The sequence below is a fragment of the Rhizobium sp. UFLA01-1127 genome (assembly GCF_059803845.1).
In genome coordinates, this window is the sequence record NZ_JAUQTZ010000059.1 from 1 (window position 1) to 15,382 (window position 15,382).

The following is a 15,382-nucleotide window of genomic DNA, read 5'->3' on the forward strand; positions in this document are numbered from 1 at the left end:
GCAGCCTAAATTCAAAGACACCCATCAGTCGCCTCAATCTATCCAGCGACAACCTCTTGAGGCTCCACATCTAGTCGCGGAACGCGAGCAGCCCGTTCGCCTCGACGATTTCCTTAAACTTGCCGTCGGGTGCGGCGGCGAGCAGCTTTTCACGCAGAGCTGCTTCGAAATCGGCGGTCTTGTCGCCCAGCGCCTGCGGCGAAGTCGACGACATCGAGAACACGCGGCCGACGATCTCTTCGATATCTCTCGTATATTCCGAGAGGATGCCGATGCGCTCGAGATTGCGGAAGGGCGAAGCGAGCAGCATGGCCTCATGCGGCGACCATTCCTTGCTCTTGCGTAGCTGCCGGTCCGCATGGCGTTCGGGTGAATAGATATCCGCCAGCGGTTCGAGGATCTCGCGCCAATCCGGCTCCGCCAGGATGCTCTTGTCGTGGAACAGAACGACGGCTCCGCCCGGCTCGATCAATCCGTCCAGCGCTTCGAGCGTTGCCCGCCTGTCCATCCAGTGGAAGGAGCGGCCCATGACGCAGAGGTGCAGCTTGCCGATATCTGGCCCGAGGTCGTAGGAAGAGCCCTGACGGATGTTGATATCGACGCCGGCCATCTTTGCGCCGAGCGCGGCTTCAGCGAGCATTTCCGGCTCCGGGTCCATCGCCGTAACGGCTGCGCCCTTCAGCCGTGCGAAAGCGATCCCCAGCTGGCCGGGGCCGCAGCCGAGATCCAGCACATGGCCCCCGGGCTTCAGGCCGCTGCGCTCGGCGACACGGGTGATCAGCCTGTCCGGATAGGGGATGCGATAGCGCAGGTAATAGGCTGCGGTCGATTGAAAGCGGCGCGCTTCGAAGGGAACCGTGATCATTAGGTATCATCCTCGAGTAGGGAATCATGACCTGTTAAGCCTCAACTGTGACCGGCTCGTGAAGTCACTTTTGCGCGATTTGTGGCGGGCGCGATATCCCTTCGGAGCTTGGGATTGCCCCTCACTTCCTTCTCCCCTCGGGGAGAAGGTGCCGTCAGGCGGATGAGGGGGTGCCGAAAATCCATGAATTCAAATGGCCAGCCCCTTCCCCCTCATCCGACCCTTCGGGCCACCTTCTCCCCGAGGGGAGAAGGAGCTTGCGGCGTCGACGTGCCTCATCTGCATTGCTCCACTGCAAGCGGGGGAGAGGGTTAAGGGGCAAGGCGAGCAGATGCGACTTCATTAGCCTCATCCAGCCACAAATCCCCGATCACTTGAACCCGGCAACCCCATGCGGAACGTAAGGGCTTTCCAGCGCCTCGATTTCCTCGGGCGTCAGTTTGACCTCCAGCGACGCGACGGCATCGGTGATGTGGCCGGGCTTGGAGGCGCCGATGATCGGGGCGGTGACGGCGCTCTTCTGCAGGATCCAGGCGGTTGCCACCTGCGCGCGCGGGATGCCGCGCGCCTTGGCGACAGCGCCGACGGCATCGACGATCTTGCGGTCGGCTTCGAGCGCCTGGGTGTAGAGCGTCTTGCCGAATTCGTCGGATTGCGTTCTGGCCGTCGCTTCGTCCCAGTCGCGGGTAAGCCGGCCGCGGGCGAGCGGGCTCCAGGGGATGACGGCGATCTTCTGATCCTCGCAGAAGGGCAGCATCTCGCGCTCTTCTTCGCGGTAGAGCAGGTTCAGGTGGTCCTGCATGCTGACGAATTCCGTCCAGCCATTCAGGCGCGACGTGTAGATCGCCTTGGCAAACTGCCAGGCATACATGGAGGAGGCGCCGATATAGCGCGCCTTGCCGGCTTTGACGACATCGTGAAGCGCTTCCAGCGTTTCTTCGATCGGCGTCGTATAATCCCAGCGATGGATCTGGTAGAGATCGACATAATCGGTGCCGAGGCGGCGCAGGCTGTTGTCGATCTCGTCGAAGATCGCCTTGCGCGACAGGCCGGCGCCGTTCGGGCCGGGGCGCATGCGGTTGAAGACCTTGGTGGCGAGGACAATGTCGTCGCGGCGGGCGAAATCCTTGATGGCGCGGCCGACGATCTCCTCCGAGGAGCCGTTGGAATAGGTGTTGGCCGTGTCGAGGAAGTTGATGCCGGCTTCGATCGCCTGGCGCAGCAGCGGACGGCTGTCTTCCTCCTTCAGCGACCAGGCATGCGTGCCTTTGTTGGGATCGCCGTAGGTCATGCAACCCAGGCAGATGCGTGAGACTTCAAGACCGGTTCGGCCAAGCTTTACGTATTCCATCGCTATTCTCCGTTTTCTTCTGGGTATCCGATAGAACGCTCCGTCCGGTGCAGGAGGCGGGCGGATGACTATACCAATACAGACTAGCAGAGCTTGGTGCCGCCGCTCAGCTCAATAATTCGCGATTGCTTGAAAGCTGCTGAGGATCGAAGCGGACCTAGCTTGGGGATTGTCATATCTCGACAATTCAAATGCAGTTACTGGTTGTGTAACTGTGGTGCTTCATCAATTTGAGGCTTTCAATGCGTTTTTTCCGCTTCTTCCAAGATCGTCGTCCCCTCGCTGCTGCTGTCATCGGCCTGCTTTTGGGGCCTGCCATCGTCGCGGCCTATCTTGGCCGGGGACGTATGGCGATAGCCTATCTGTTGGTTACCAACCTTGTCGGCTTTCTGGTTATTCTTGCGATGCCTCAGCTCGCATTGGCCGCGGCTGCTGGTTTGGTGTCCGTTCCTTTCAATTTGATCGGTTGTGTTCATGGCTATTGGTTGACGCGGAGAGGGGGCGCTGCCTGGCAACATCGATGGTTCGCGCGTTGGTACAATATAGCGCTGGTTTTTTGGCTTTTGCCCATCGCCGTCGCATTCTTCATTCGGGCATTCATTGTCCAACCGTTTTCGATCCCCTCTAGTTCGATGATGCCGACGCTTATGCCCGGCAGCTACGCTTTCGTGACCAAGTTCAATTATGGCTATGGTCGCTACTCTTTCCCGTTTAGACCCGATTGGCTGCCGCCGAAATTGTTCGGGTCTAAGCCACAGCGAGGGGATGTCGTCATCCTCGCGCCTCCGGCCACACCGAACGTGGACTACGCGAAGCGTGTTATCGGGCTTCCCGGTGACCGCATCCAGATGAAAAACGGAATTGTTTTCATCAATGGAAAGGCGGTGCCGCGCTATGCCGAGGGTACCATCGTAACGAACTATAGTCTGGATCGTGGCGAATTCCCCGTTTTCGGCGAGGTGCTGGACAACGGGGTTCGCTACCGGACTTTGGATGAATCGCCAAACTCGCGGGGGGACAATACGGGCGAGTATTCAGTGCCTGCGGGCTATTATTTCGTCCTGGGTGACAATCGCGATAATTCCAACGATAGCCGCTTCGATATCGGTTTCGTCCCCGAGGCGAATATCTATGGCATGGTTTGGCTGGTATTTCGCTCCGAAGAAGGGTGGTCCTTCGTGCACTAAATGACGGCGACCTAGCAGGGCGGTATCGGCAATCTCAAATGTTTCCTTGAACCCCAGAGGCGACAGGTGTTAGCTGCACCGCACCATTTTTGGAATTCCGCATGAAACTGCCCCCGCGTGATACCTATGAAGCCCTCTATCGCGACTTTCGTTGGGAGATTCCGGCGAAATTCAACATGGGACATGCTGTTTGCGATGCCTGGGCCGAGCGTGAGCCGGATCGGGTCTGCCTCCAGCATTTCAATCCGGACGGCAATCACTTTTCTATGACTTATGGTGAGTTGCGCGATCGCTCCGCGTCCTTTGCCAATGCACTCGTTGCGCTTGGCGTGCGCCGCGGAGATCGCGTGGCGCTGTTGCTGCCGCAGAGCTTCGAGACGGTCGTGGCGCATGTGGCGATCTATAAGCTGGGGGCGATCGCGCTGCCGCTGGCATTGCTGTTCGGTGCCGAGGCGCTGGAATACCGGCTGCAGGCGTCCGGTGCGTCGGCCATCGTAACCAACCGGTTCGGTCTCGAACGGCTGCATCCGATCCGGGATCGGCTGCCTGAACTGAGACAGGTGATCAGTATCGATGGCACCGAGGATGGCGTTGCCGGCTTTGCCGATCTGGTGGCCGCGCATCCGTCCTTGTTCGAGGTGGCCGATAGCGGCCCGGACGACCCGGCTCTGATGATCTTCACCTCGGGCACGACCGGGCCGCCGAAGGGGGCGCTGCATGGTCATCGGGTCCTGCCGGGGCATATTCCGGGCATGCAGTTCGCCCACGAAGGCTTCCCGCAAGCCGGCGACCGGCTCTGGACGCCGTCGGACTGGGCCTGGGCCGGCGGCCTTCTGAACGCGCTTTTGCCGAGCCTGATGCTTGGCGTTCCAGTCGTTTCCTCGCCGGCGCAGAAGTTCGACCCGCACATGGCGTTCCGCATCATGGCCGAGATGGAGGTGCGCAACGCCTTCATTCCGCCGACGGCGCTACGCCTCTTGAAGGCTGTCGACAATCCACGGGCGCGCTATAACCTCAAGCTGCGTACCATCGGTTCGGCCGGCGAGGCGCTCGGCCGCGAGACTTTCGAATGGGCGCGATCGGTGCTCGGTGTGAGCGTCAACGAGTTCTTCGGCCAGACGGAGTGCAATTTCGTTCTCTCCTCGAGCGCCGTCTTCGGCGTCAGCCGCGGCGGGGCGACGGGCAAGCCGGTGCCGGGCCATCGTGTGGCGATCGTCGATGCCGCGGGTGTCGAGGTTCCCGTGGGCGAGAGCGGGCAGATCGCCATCAAGCGGCCCGATCCGGTGATGTTCCTCGGCTACTGGCAGAACGAGGCGGCGACGGAGGCGAAATTCGCCCATGACTGGCTGCTGACCGGCGATATCGGCCGGCAGGACGCGGATGGTTATATTTCCTTCGTCGGGCGCGACGACGATGTCATCACCTCGTCGGGCTATCGCATCGGACCGAGCGAGATCGAGGATTGCCTTGGCGGCCATCCGGCCGTGCAGCTTGCCGCGGCGGTAGGCAAGCCGGATGCGGTGCGGACGGAGATCGTCAAGGCCTATGTGGTTCTCGTGCCCGGGCACGAGCCGAGCGAAGCTTTGGCGGCCGAAATCCGCGAATGGGTGAAGACCCGGCTTTCCATGCATGAATATCCGCGTGAGATCGAATTCGTCGATGCCCTGCCGCTGACGACGTCGGGCAAGGTGGTCCGCCGCCTTCTGCGCGAGCGGGCGATTGCTGAGGTCAGCGCTTCGTAAGCGAGAGGATCTTTTCGCGCAGCAGTTTCGCCATGTTGCGCGTGCTGCGGTACATGTGGAGCTGCGTGGTCACCTGGCGGACGTCGCGGTCGCCGTTCGGCGTCAGGCCGACGATGAGCGTACCCATGTCCTCGCGCTCTTGCCAGAAGCGGCTCATGACCGGATGATCCGGCACGGCGCAGGAGTCGGAGCGGACGACGTTGGCGTCGTCCAGATGCCATTCCGTCAATTCAGCCATCAGCAGCTTGCCCGGCGAAAAGCGGGCATAGGCCTCGTCATAGGCGGTCTTCCAGGTATAGGCCTCGCCGCCCATGATCAGCACGATCATCGAGGCGATGGCCCTGCCGTCGAGATCGATGGTGTGTATGCGCACCGCGTCGATGGCTGCAAGATTGGAGATCGCCTCGCGGGCGAAGGCGGCATGGTGGCGATCGGTGACGAGCGCCGAACGCTTCTTGCCCTTCCAGCCGCTGGCCTCCAGCGCCAGGAATTCCTCCATGCGTCCATGGATATCGCGGGGCTGACGGGCAACGCCGTAGCTGACCTCGCCATGGCTTTCCAGCAGCCGCCATTGCCGGCGCATTTCGCGCAGGTGAGCGTTGGAGATCGTCCGCCTGAGATAGACAAGCGCGTCGTCATTGCTTTGCAGCATCGGACGCTGGAAGGTATTGGCGACGGCGATCGGCAAGTTTCGCCCGATCGCGATGACCTTGGCCATCTGAACGAAGTGGCCGTTGAGGCGCACATCCGGCAGCACGAGCGTGGTCGGCAGGTGCAGTTCCCGCTGGGAGAGCGCCTCGAAGAGGTTGTCGAGCGTTTCGCCGGCATCCTCGGCATCCACAAGCGGCGTTCCGAGCGGGCCGAAGGAATTCGACCAGCCTCGGATGATCGAAGGGCCGATCGCGAAGCCCGGCTTGTCGACGGTGAAGGGCATCAGCAGGCGTATGCGGCTGCGCGTACTGCTGTTGTCACGCATCAGCGCCAGGCGCACCTGCCGATCCTCGAGGCGCGGCATGGCAGGTGCCAGGAAGCGGCCGGAGAAGAAGACGTTCGGCTCCATGGCGCGGTTGGAGAGGAAATCCAGCTCGTCCTGCAGTTCGTAGCCGAGCTTGCCGGGATAGAGGCAGAATTCGCGGCCGGCTCGTCCGACCTCCACCCGGGCTTCGGCTTTCGGCGCTTCGAAGTGCAGCGCCGCAAGCGTATGCGTCAGGGCATTCACCTGGCTGTCGGTGCTTTGGGTGTAGGGAGGGCGTGCCATAATCAGAGAGCCCTCGTTGCCGGTGGCGTTGCGGGGCGCCGGATGAGGGCGAAGAGGGTGATGCCGAGTGCGTGGCGGACCGCGATGTGCAGAAGCAGAGCTTCGATCGCCATGGCAGCTGCTCCGGCAATCGCCGCACCTTCGATGCCGAGATGCGGAATGAGAATGAGGTTCAGAGCGATATTGGCGACGAGCGTTGCGGCATAGAGGTAAACGCACAGCATCTGCTTGTCGGCCATGGTCAGAAGGATTTCGGCTGGGCCGACCAGTGCCCGCGCGACGATGCCAGTCAGCAGGATGGCCATCACGATCTGGCCCTCGATGAAGGCCGCGCCGAAAAGCGAGAGCAGCAACTGTCCTGCAGCCAGCACCATCAGGCCGACGGCAAGCGCCGGAAAGAAGGCCCAGCGTGCCGCCTCCGTCGCGAAGGCCGCGAGCTTGCTCCGATCGCCTTCGGCGATGATGGCGGCGAAACGCGGTCCTATCGCTGCCCTCACGGCAAAGGAGACGAAAAGCACCAGGGCCATCGTCTTTGCCGCGGCGAAATAGACGGCGACCTCATCCGGATCGAGGAAGATGCCGACGACGATGACGTCCGAGTTGGTGAGTAGGTATCCCACGCCTTCGACCAGGAAGATCGGCAGGGCGACGGCCGTCCAGGCGCTGAATTCAGTAGCTTTCGGGCCGATCGGATAGTGACGGCGCAGACGGAGCGTCACTGCGAGATATTGCAGCAGGACGCTGGTGAAGGCTGCGGCGAGCGCCGCGGCCATGGCGGTGACGGCGTCATGCGGCGCTCCGGCAAGGATGGCAGTCATCATGAAGAGCAAGATCAGCGTCGGGCGGATGAGGAAGGTTGGGCTCAGAGCCATGACCGGCCAGTGCTTGGCGCGGGCGGTGCCGTCCAGAACGTCTCCCAGCGCGATCATCGGCACGGCAATCAGGCCGAGGAAGACGGGCATGATGTAATAGTGTTCGATCATATTGCGGAAGGCGTAGAGCAGCAGCGCGCCGATCAGTGCCAGGGTGCCGGAAGCCGCGACGACGAAAAGACGTGCCGTGGCGTTGAGGCCGCGAATGGCGGCATGATTGCCGCTGGCGTCATATTGCGGCAGGAAGCGGATGATGGCGCTCGGAAAGCCGAAGCAGGCGAGATTGCCGAACAGGATCATCAGCACCCAAACGAAGACGAAGACGCCGTATTCGAACCGGCCCATCAGGCGAGCAAGAATGACCTGCGAGACAAAGGCGAGGGCGGCACCCGCGACGCGGATCGTGAAGGCAGTGAGCGCCATGCGCTGCGAAACAGCCTTCTCGTCCTGAGCATTGAGGAGGGGTGCGATCTTGCGCAGATACGGCGATAGCACGGCCCGCAATGCGGCCGGCATCATTCTTTCCGCTGTTTGAAAGACCGCCATGATCGATACGCAATACTTTAAGTATGATCCCAAACTTGCGTTAGTCTTGGCAGAGGAGAGTTAAGAATCGGTTCTTTCGACCTGTAAAAGTGATTTTGCGGATGGCGGCAAGTTGTCTGCCGAAATATTTAAAAGCAACCGTGAGGTGGGTCAGGTTCGTGGCTGACGGAACCATGCGACCAACGCAGAAAACGGGTGGCGGATACTGCGCCGGCATGCAGAATCGGCTGCTGCAGGAGGAGGGTTCCGTGTTCACGCTTTACGACTATCTGCCGTCGCAGAATGGCTGGAAGGCCAGAGTTCTATTCGGGTTGACTGGTATTCCCTACCAGACCCGCCTGGTGTCCATCTTCGCAGGGGAGGGACGAACGGATGCCTTTCTCGATCTCAATCCGGCTGGCGGCATCCCCGTCCTCGAACTTGAGGGTGGGCGCACCATCGCCGAATCCAACGCGATCCTCACCTATCTCGCCGAAGGCACGCAGTTTCTTCCGGCGGACCGCTACCGGCACGCCAAGGTCATGCAATGGCTGTTCTTCGAGCAGTATCATGTCGAGCCGGTCATCGGTACGCTGCGATTCTGGACCTTGACGGGGCGGCTTGAGCTCAATGCGGGCTTGGTCGAGGCCAAGCGTGCGGCCGGTCTTCGTGCGCTTGCAGCCCTCGAGCGCGGGCTGAAGAACGTGCCGTTCCTCGTTGGTGACGAGTTCTCGATCGCGGACATCGCGGTTTACGCCTACGCCCACAGAGCGGCCGATTGCGGTTTCGATCTCGCCGATTATCCCGCGTTCACAGCTTGGCTCGATCATGTGCTTGATGCCATCGGACTAGGCTACCCGGTCCATCTCTACGGCGAGGATCCGCATTCTGCTGTCTGAGCTCGTTTGGCTCTTCGTTGCGGGACTCCACTCATCCGGCAGCAATTACATATGAAATGAGGTCGCCGCCGCGTCCCCCCTTCTCCCCGAAGGCAGAAGGAATTCACCTATCAGATGGCGCTGGTGTCAGATCCTGTAACAAAAATGCCGCCCACAGGCGGCATTCCGTTCATTGCCAGCGCTTTGTGAGCGCTTAGACGACTTCGCTGCTTTCGAAGGCGCCGTGGCAGTGCTTGTACTTCTTGCCGGAGCCGCAGGGGCATGCCTCGTTGCGGCCGATGCGGCCCCAGGTGGCCGGGTTGCGCGGATCGCGATTCTCTGGCGCAACGAAGCTTTCGCTTGCGAGTGCGAACGGGGAAAATTCATCCTCGCCGGTCGTCGCATCAATATGACGGGCCTGCATCGGCGGCGTTTCCGGTTCGGCCGGCTGCTGCACGAGTTCGACACGGGAAAGCTGGGCAGTGACGGCCTGGCGCAGGTTGTTCAAAAGCGCCTGGAACAGTTCGAAAGCCTCGGCCTTGTATTCCTGCAGCGGATCGCGCTGTGCGTAACCGCGGAAGCCGATGACCGACCGTAGATGGTCGAGATTGACGATGTGCTCGCGCCAGAGATTGTCCAGCGTCTGCAGCACGATGGAGCGCTCGACATAGGTCATGATCTCGGGACCGAAACGCTCGGCTTTTTCGGTTGCGGCCTTGTCGGCGGCTTCCGCCAGACGGGCGCGGATGTCGTCTTCGGCGATGCCTTCTTCCTTGACCCAGTCGTGGATCGGCATATCGAGATCGAAGAAGTTGGCGATCGCGGCCTTCAGGCCATCGGCATCCCACTGTTCGGCATAGGCGCGCTCCGGAATATGTCTGGCGACGAGATCCTCGATGACGTCGTGGCGCATGTCGCCGACGAATTCAGAGAGGTCCTTCGATTCCATCAGCTCGACACGCTGGTCGAAGATGACCTTGCGCTGGTCGTTCAGCACGTCATCATACTTCAGAACGTTCTTGCGGATATCGAAGTTGCGGGCTTCGACCTTCTTCTGCGCGCGCTCCAGGGCCTTGTTGATCCAGGGATGGACGATCGCTTCGCCTTCCTTGAGACCGAGCTTCTGCAGCATGCCATCCATCCGGTCGGAGCCGAAGATGCGCATCAGGTCGTCCTGGAGCGACAGGTAGAATTTCGAGCGGCCCGGGTCGCCCTGACGGCCGGAACGGCCACGAAGCTGGTTGTCGATGCGCCGGCTCTCGTGGCGCTCGCTGGCGATGACGTAGAGGCCGCCGGCGGCAAGCGCCTGTTGCTTCAGGCCCTTGATTTCCTCGGCGATCGCGGCGATCGCGGCATCGCGCTCGGGGCCGGGCTCCATATCGTGCAGATCGCGCTCGACGCGCATTTCGAGGTTGCCGCCGAGCTGAATGTCGGTGCCGCGGCCGGCCATGTTGGTTGCGATCGTCACCGTGCCGGGAACGCCGGCCTGTGCAACGATATAGGCTTCCTGCTCGTGATAGCGGGCGTTCAGCACCTGGAAGTCGGAGAAGCCGCGCTTGCGCATGAGATCGGCGAGAAGTTCGGACTTCTCGATCGACGTCGTGCCGACCAGCACCGGCTGGCCGCGCTTGTGAGCATCGAGGATCTCGTTGATGATGGCGTTATACTTCTCGGTATGCGTACGATAGACCTCGTCGTCCTCGTCGATACGCTGAATGGGCAGGTTGGTCGGCACTTCGACGACATCGAGGCCGTAGATGTTGCCGAATTCTTCCGCTTCCGTCGAAGCCGTACCGGTCATGCCGGCAAGCTTGTCGTACATGCGGAAATAGTTCTGGAAGGTGATCTGCGCCAGCGTCTGGTTTTCCGGCTGGATCTGCACATGCTCCTTGGCTTCCAGGGCCTGGTGCTGGCCGTCCGAATAGCGGCGGCCCGGCATCATGCGGCCGGTGAATTCGTCGATGATGACGACTTCGCCGTTGCGGACGATATAGTCCTTGTCGCGCTGGAAGAGCTTGTGCGCCTTGAGCGCATTGTTGATGTGGTGAACGATCGCGACGTTCTCGACGTCATAGAGCGATTCGCCTTTCAGCAAGCCGGCTTCGCTCAACATGTTTTCCAGCTTCTCCGTGCCGTCTTCGGAGAAGTTGGCAGAGCGCTGCTTTTCATCGATTTCGTAGTCTTCCTTCTCCAGGCGGGGAATGAAGGCGTCGATGGTGGTGTAGAGATCGGAGCGGTCGTCGAGCGGACCGGAGATGATGAGCGGCGTGCGGGCTTCGTCGATGAGGATAGAGTCCACTTCGTCGACGATCGCAAAATTGTGGCCGCGCTGAACCATCTGGGCGCGCTCATATTTCATGTTGTCGCGCAGATAGTCGAAACCGAGTTCGTTATTGGTGCCGTAGGTGATATCGCAGGCATAGGCGGCGTGACGCTGTTCATCCGACAGCCCGTGAACGATCACGCCCGTCGTCAGGCCGAGGAAGCCGTACAGGCGGCTCATGGTGCCGCTGTCGCGCTGCGCTAGATAATCGTTGACGGTAACGACATGCACGCCCTTGCCGGCCAGCGCGTTCAGATAGACCGGCAGGGTTGCGACGAGGGTTTTGCCTTCGCCGGTCTTCATTTCGGCGATGGCATTGGAATGGAGGATCATGCCGCCGATGAGCTGCACGTCGAAAGGCCGCATGCCGAGGACACGGCGCGAGGCTTCGCGGGCGACCGCGAAGGCCGGCACGAGCAGATCGTCCAGCGTCTTGCCGTCTGCGAGCTGCTGGCGGAACTCAACCGTTTTGGCGGCCAGAGCTTCATCGGATAGCGCGCGCATCTGCTGCTCGAGCGCATTGATGGCAACGACATTCGGCTGGAATGACTTGACGCGACGGTCGTTGGACGAGCCGAACAACTTGCGGGCAATTCCACCTAGGCTGACCATGTGACTGGTCCTTTCTGAGATTTCATCCTGCCGTTTCCTGCTCTATCCCTTCCCGAAAAAAACGGGAGTATAGCACAAAACGGCCGGAAACTGTTCTGGACGCGAGGTTGCGTGACAGATAAGAGGGGGGTCGATTGATGTCAACGGGATTTGGCCGATACAGAAAGGCCACATTCTCCTGCTGAAGGCTTTTTCGCGCCGGATTCACATCTGTCGAGCCGGTCGAGACCACCGAAGGGTTATTTTATGTTGAAGTATAACAAGCTTGCTGCGGTTGCTTTCGCAACAATCGTTACCTTCCAGGCTCCGGTCTTCGCGGCCGATGCCAAGGACCCCGTTGTCGCCAAGGTCGGCGATGTCGAAATCCATCAATCCGAACTCGATCTGGCGATCGCCAATCTCGATCCGCAGCTCGGCCAGCTTCCGGATGACCAGAAGAAGGTCGCGGCACTTTCTGCCTCGGTCGACGTGAAGCTTCTGTCGCAGAAGGCTGCAGCCGAAAAGCTCGACCAGACGCCGGACTTCCAGTCTCATATGGCCTATCTGCGCGATCGCGAGCTGCACAATGCCTTCTTCAAGGCTCACGTCGCCGACGCCATCAAGGATGATGAAGTCAAGGCTCGTTACGACAAGGAAGTCGCAGCCCTGCCGAAGCAGGAAGAAGTTCATGCGCGCCACATTCTCGTGAAGACCGAGGATGAAGCGAAGGCAATCATCAAGGAACTCGATGCCGGCAAGGACTTCGCCGCACTTGCCAAGGAAAAGTCGACCGACCCCAACAAGGCTGACGGCGGCGATCTCGGCTATTTCGGTCATGGCCGGATGGTCAAGGAATTCGAAGACGCAGCCTTTGCGCTTCCGGTCGGCACCTACACGAAGACCCCGGTCAAGACCGATTTCGGCTGGCACATCATCAAGGTCGAAGACAAGCGCAATGCTCCTCCTCCGCCGTTCGACCAGGTCAAGGACCAGGTTCGTCAGCTCGTCATGCGCGACAAGTATCTTGAGCTTCTGAACAAGGCCAAGCAGGACACCAAGGTCGTCATCAGCGACCCGGCTCTCAGCAAGGCCTATGACGACGCGCAGAAGCAGCAGGACGCAGCGCCGGCCGATGACGCCATCGCGCCTGATGCTCAGCCGCAGCAGTAAGTCACAGCAGTCAAGCAATCAGGGCCTGGGTTTCCCAGGCCTTTTACTGGAGCCGGATGATTTTAGGTCGACACGACCTAAAATCTGAATCCGCTCCAGAATCAAAAAGCAGAGCATGATGTCATCCGAAAACCGCCTACACTTTTCGGCATCATGCTCGTCCAGGTGGGTTTCATGTCCGGTTCCGTTTCTCCGCTCGCTCCCAAATCCTTTGCGTCCATGCCCGCGCTTCGCGGCGTGCGCATGACCACGGCGTCCGCCGGCATCAAGTACAAGAACCGGACCGACGTCCTGCTGATGGTCTTCGACAAGCCTGCGGCTGTAGCTGGCGTTTTCACCCGTTCGAAGTGCCCTTCGGCTCCCGTCGATTTCTGCCGGAAGAACCTCGCGCATGGCAGCGCGCGTGCCGTCGTCGTCAATTCCGGCAATGCCAATGCATTTACCGGCCTGAAGGGCCGTCAGGCCACCGAACTGACCGCCAAGTCCGCGGCTGCGGCCGTCGGCTGCGGTGAGAACGAAGTCTATCTCGCCTCGACCGGCGTCATCGGCGAACCGCTTGACGCCGCCAAGTTTGCCGGCGTGCTCGACACGATGGCCAAGGAGGCCGTCAACGATTTCTGGTTCGAAGCCGCCAAGGCGATCATGACCACGGATACCTATCCGAAGGTCGCGACCCGCACTGCCGAGATCGGCGGCGTCAAGGTCACGATCAACGGCATTGCCAAGGGCGCCGGCATGATCGCGCCTGACATGGCGACGATGCTCTCCTTCGTCGTCACGGATGCCGATATTTCTTCCGCCGCGCTGCAGACGCTGCTGTCCGAGGGCGTCGGTCCTAGCTTCAACTCCATGACCGTCGACAGCGATACCTCGACCTCGGACACGCTGATGCTGTTTGCCACCGGCGCAGCCGCGGCCGATGGCCAGGCGCATATCGATCGTGCCGAGGATCCGAAGCTCGCCGGCTTCCGCGCAGCGCTCAACGAGCTTCTCAAGGATCTTGCGATCCAGGTCGTTCGCGACGGTGAAGGCGCGACAAAGATGCTCGAAATCACCGTGACGGGCGCTGAAAGCGATGCGGCCGCCAAGCGCATCGCGCTTTCGATCGCCAATTCGCCGCTGGTCAAGACCGCGGCCGCCGGCGAGGACGCCAATTGGGGCCGCGTCGTCATGGCTGTTGGAAAGGCCGGCGAAATGGCGGACCGCGACAAGCTCGCCATCTGGTTCGGCGATGTCAGAGTTGCCGTCAACGGAGAGCGCGACGCTTCCTACTCCGAGGAAGCCGCCTCTAACGTCATGAAGCAGCAGGATATTCCCGTGAAGGTCGATCTCGGCCTTGGCAATGGTCGCGCGACAGTCTGGACCTGCGACCTGACCAAGGAATATGTTGCCATCAATGGCGACTACCGGAGCTGATATCTAGCCGATGCATGCGCAGTCCACGATAAACAAGCTGCCCCTGGTGCGCAGGCTCGAAGCCGTCGGCTTTCGGGCCTGGCCTGCCTCGTCCGTGCAGTATGACGGCAGCTGGCAGGTGCGGCTGACGGCGGGGCATCCCTCGAAGCGACTGAATTCCGTCGTGCCGCTCGATCCTTCCGATCATCGCGATCTGGAAATCCGGCTGACGAAGGCGCAGCGGAAGTTCGAGGCCTATGGCAGGCCCATGGTCGTGCGCGAGACGCCGCTCGCATCGCCGAAGCTCATCGATCTTCTTCGCGAGCGCGGCTGGACACGGTTCGATGAGACGATCGTCATGACCGCCGATCTCGTCGACCTCGAGCTCCCCGACATGCTGGATCATCTGCCGAGCCATGATGTCGGCCGTTTCGTCGATGCCAGCCTCGTCGTCGACGAGGCGGATCCGGCTTTGAAGCCGGCGCTGGCCGAGGTGGTGAGCAGCATCAAGCCGCCATCGGGCCTCTTCGTCATCGAGGATGCCGAAGCCGGTCCCCTGGCGACGACGCTTTGCGTTCAGGACAACGATCTTGCCGGCGTCATGTCGGTTGCCGTTTCGCCGCAGCACCGGCGCAAGGGGCTAGGCGTCGAAATCCTGACGTCCGCCTTGCGCTGGGCACGCATGCGCAGCGCCAAGGTCGCCTGGCTTCAGGTCAGTGCCGACAATGCTCCGGCTCTGGCGCTCTATGTCCGTTTCGGCTCCCGCGAAGCCTATCGTTATTGCTATTGGCAACCGCCGGGGGCTGCATGAGCGAAGCAGGCCGCAAGATCGTTCTCGTCGCCGCCTGCGCGCTTATCGATGCCGATGGCCGCATTCTTCTGGCGCAGCGCCCCGAGGGAAAATCGCTTGCCGGCCTCTGGGAATTTCCCGGCGGCAAGATCGAGGCCGGCGAGACGCCCGAGGAGACGCTGGTGCGCGAGCTTCAGGAAGAGCTCGGCATCCAGACGAAGATCGCCTGCCTGGCGCCTCTGACTTTTGCCAGCCACACCTACGAAAGCTTCCATCTGTTGATGCCGCTTTATATCTGCCGGCGCTATGAAGGAATCCCGCATGGCCGGGAAGGGCAGGCAATCAAATGGGTGCGGCCCCAGGCTCTGCGCGACTACCCGATGCCGCCGGCCGACGAGCCGCTGATTCCCTTCCTGCAGGACCTGCTGTAAGAGC

The 15,382-nt window shown here is 61.1% G+C and carries 12 protein-coding genes; 7 read left to right on the plus strand and 5 right to left on the minus strand.

What is annotated here, in order from left to right; genetic code table 11:
- Positions 1-70 precede the first annotated feature (70 nt).
- Together Q4Q11_RS16390 and Q4Q11_RS16395 are read right to left on the minus strand one after the other, a co-directional pair.
- Complete coding sequence (locus Q4Q11_RS16390) at positions 71-865, minus strand: class I SAM-dependent methyltransferase (RefSeq protein ID WP_498570148.1); 795 nt, start codon at positions 863-865, stop codon at positions 71-73.
- A 370-nt stretch (positions 866-1,235) separates the two neighbouring features.
- A complete protein-coding gene (locus tag Q4Q11_RS16395; RefSeq protein WP_498570149.1) occupies positions 1,236-2,216 on the minus strand; it encodes an aldo/keto reductase in 981 nt (326 codons plus the stop codon).
- Positions 2,217-2,458: 242 nt separating this feature from the next.
- On the opposite strand from Q4Q11_RS16395, the gene lepB reads away from it, so the two are divergent.
- Positions 2,459-3,403, plus strand: coding sequence for a signal peptidase I (gene lepB / locus Q4Q11_RS16400; RefSeq protein ID WP_498570150.1), 945 nt, complete (start codon positions 2,459-2,461; stop codon positions 3,401-3,403).
- Between the two features lie 101 nt (positions 3,404-3,504).
- Positions 3,505-5,145 carry an AMP-binding protein gene (locus Q4Q11_RS16405; RefSeq protein WP_498570151.1) on the plus strand — a complete coding sequence of 547 codons (1,641 nt, stop codon included), beginning with the start codon at positions 3,505-3,507 and terminating at the stop codon, positions 5,143-5,145.
- Here the strand turns inward: Q4Q11_RS16405 and Q4Q11_RS16410 are convergent.
- Together Q4Q11_RS16410 and Q4Q11_RS16415 are read right to left on the minus strand one after the other, a co-directional pair.
- Positions 5,132-6,403, minus strand: coding sequence for a GNAT family N-acetyltransferase (locus tag Q4Q11_RS16410; protein ID WP_112504280.1), 1,272 nt, complete (start codon positions 6,401-6,403; stop codon positions 5,132-5,134). The two genes, Q4Q11_RS16405 and Q4Q11_RS16410, sit on opposite strands and share 14 nt — an antisense overlap.
- Positions 6,404-6,405: 2 nt before the next feature.
- A complete protein-coding gene (locus Q4Q11_RS16415; RefSeq protein ID WP_498570152.1) occupies positions 6,406-7,821 on the minus strand; it encodes a lipopolysaccharide biosynthesis protein in 1,416 nt (471 codons plus the stop codon).
- A 248-nt stretch (positions 7,822-8,069) separates the two neighbouring features.
- Here Q4Q11_RS16415 and Q4Q11_RS16420 point away from each other — a divergent pair, with 248 nt between their 5' ends.
- The gene (locus Q4Q11_RS16420; RefSeq protein WP_498570164.1) at positions 8,070-8,699 is read left to right on the plus strand and encodes a glutathione S-transferase family protein; all 630 of its coding nucleotides are present in this window, start codon (positions 8,070-8,072) and stop codon (positions 8,697-8,699) included.
- A 193-nt stretch (positions 8,700-8,892) separates the two neighbouring features.
- Here Q4Q11_RS16420 and secA read toward each other — a convergent pair whose 3' ends face one another.
- A complete protein-coding gene (gene secA, locus Q4Q11_RS16425; RefSeq protein WP_112504276.1) occupies positions 8,893-11,613 on the minus strand; it encodes a preprotein translocase subunit SecA in 2,721 nt (906 codons plus the stop codon).
- A gap of 246 nt (positions 11,614-11,859) precedes the next feature.
- Here secA and Q4Q11_RS16430 point away from each other — a divergent pair, with 246 nt between their 5' ends.
- From Q4Q11_RS16430 to mutT, 4 genes are all read left to right on the plus strand, one after another.
- Positions 11,860-12,762 (plus strand): peptidylprolyl isomerase, encoded by a 903-nt coding sequence (locus Q4Q11_RS16430; RefSeq protein ID WP_112504274.1) that lies wholly within the window; start codon positions 11,860-11,862, stop codon positions 12,760-12,762.
- Positions 12,763-12,936: 174 nt separating this feature from the next.
- Positions 12,937-14,178 (plus strand): bifunctional glutamate N-acetyltransferase/amino-acid acetyltransferase ArgJ, encoded by a 1,242-nt coding sequence (gene argJ / locus Q4Q11_RS16435; protein WP_498570153.1) that lies wholly within the window; start codon positions 12,937-12,939, stop codon positions 14,176-14,178.
- A gap of 10 nt (positions 14,179-14,188) precedes the next feature.
- Entirely contained in the window at positions 14,189-14,968 is a 780-nt protein-coding gene (locus Q4Q11_RS16440; RefSeq protein WP_498570154.1) for a GNAT family N-acetyltransferase, read from the plus strand.
- Positions 14,965-15,378 carry an 8-oxo-dGTP diphosphatase MutT gene (gene mutT, locus Q4Q11_RS16445; RefSeq protein ID WP_112504270.1) on the plus strand — a complete coding sequence of 138 codons (414 nt, stop codon included), beginning with the start codon at positions 14,965-14,967 and terminating at the stop codon, positions 15,376-15,378. The genes Q4Q11_RS16440 and mutT overlap by 4 nt, the downstream gene beginning before the upstream one ends.
- The last annotated feature ends 4 nt before the right edge of the window (positions 15,379-15,382 follow it).

Excerpts from the sequence above, each read along its gene's own strand:
- argJ (WP_498570153.1), top strand. The coding sequence starts at position 12,937 with ATGTCCGGTTCCGTTTCTCCGCTCGCTCCCAAATCCTTTGCGTCCATG.
- Q4Q11_RS16440 (WP_498570154.1), top strand. The coding sequence starts at position 14,189 with ATGCATGCGCAGTCCACGATAAACAAGCTGCCCCTGGTGCGCAGGCTC.
- mutT (WP_112504270.1), top strand. The coding sequence starts at position 14,965 with ATGAGCGAAGCAGGCCGCAAGATCGTTCTCGTCGCCGCCTGCGCGCTT.
- lepB (WP_498570150.1), top strand. The coding sequence starts at position 2,459 with ATGCGTTTTTTCCGCTTCTTCCAAGATCGTCGTCCCCTCGCTGCTGCT.
- Q4Q11_RS16405 (WP_498570151.1), top strand. The coding sequence starts at position 3,505 with ATGAAACTGCCCCCGCGTGATACCTATGAAGCCCTCTATCGCGACTTT.
- Q4Q11_RS16415 (WP_498570152.1), bottom strand. The coding sequence starts at position 7,821 with ATGGCGGTCTTTCAAACAGCGGAAAGAATGATGCCGGCCGCATTGCGG.
- Q4Q11_RS16430 (WP_112504274.1), top strand. The coding sequence starts at position 11,860 with ATGTTGAAGTATAACAAGCTTGCTGCGGTTGCTTTCGCAACAATCGTT.
- secA (WP_112504276.1), bottom strand. The coding sequence starts at position 11,613 with ATGGTCAGCCTAGGTGGAATTGCCCGCAAGTTGTTCGGCTCGTCCAAC.
- Q4Q11_RS16390 (WP_498570148.1), bottom strand. The coding sequence starts at position 865 with ATGATCACGGTTCCCTTCGAAGCGCGCCGCTTTCAATCGACCGCAGCC.
- Q4Q11_RS16410 (WP_112504280.1), bottom strand. The coding sequence starts at position 6,403 with ATGGCACGCCCTCCCTACACCCAAAGCACCGACAGCCAGGTGAATGCC.
- Q4Q11_RS16395 (WP_498570149.1), bottom strand. The coding sequence starts at position 2,216 with ATGGAATACGTAAAGCTTGGCCGAACCGGTCTTGAAGTCTCACGCATC.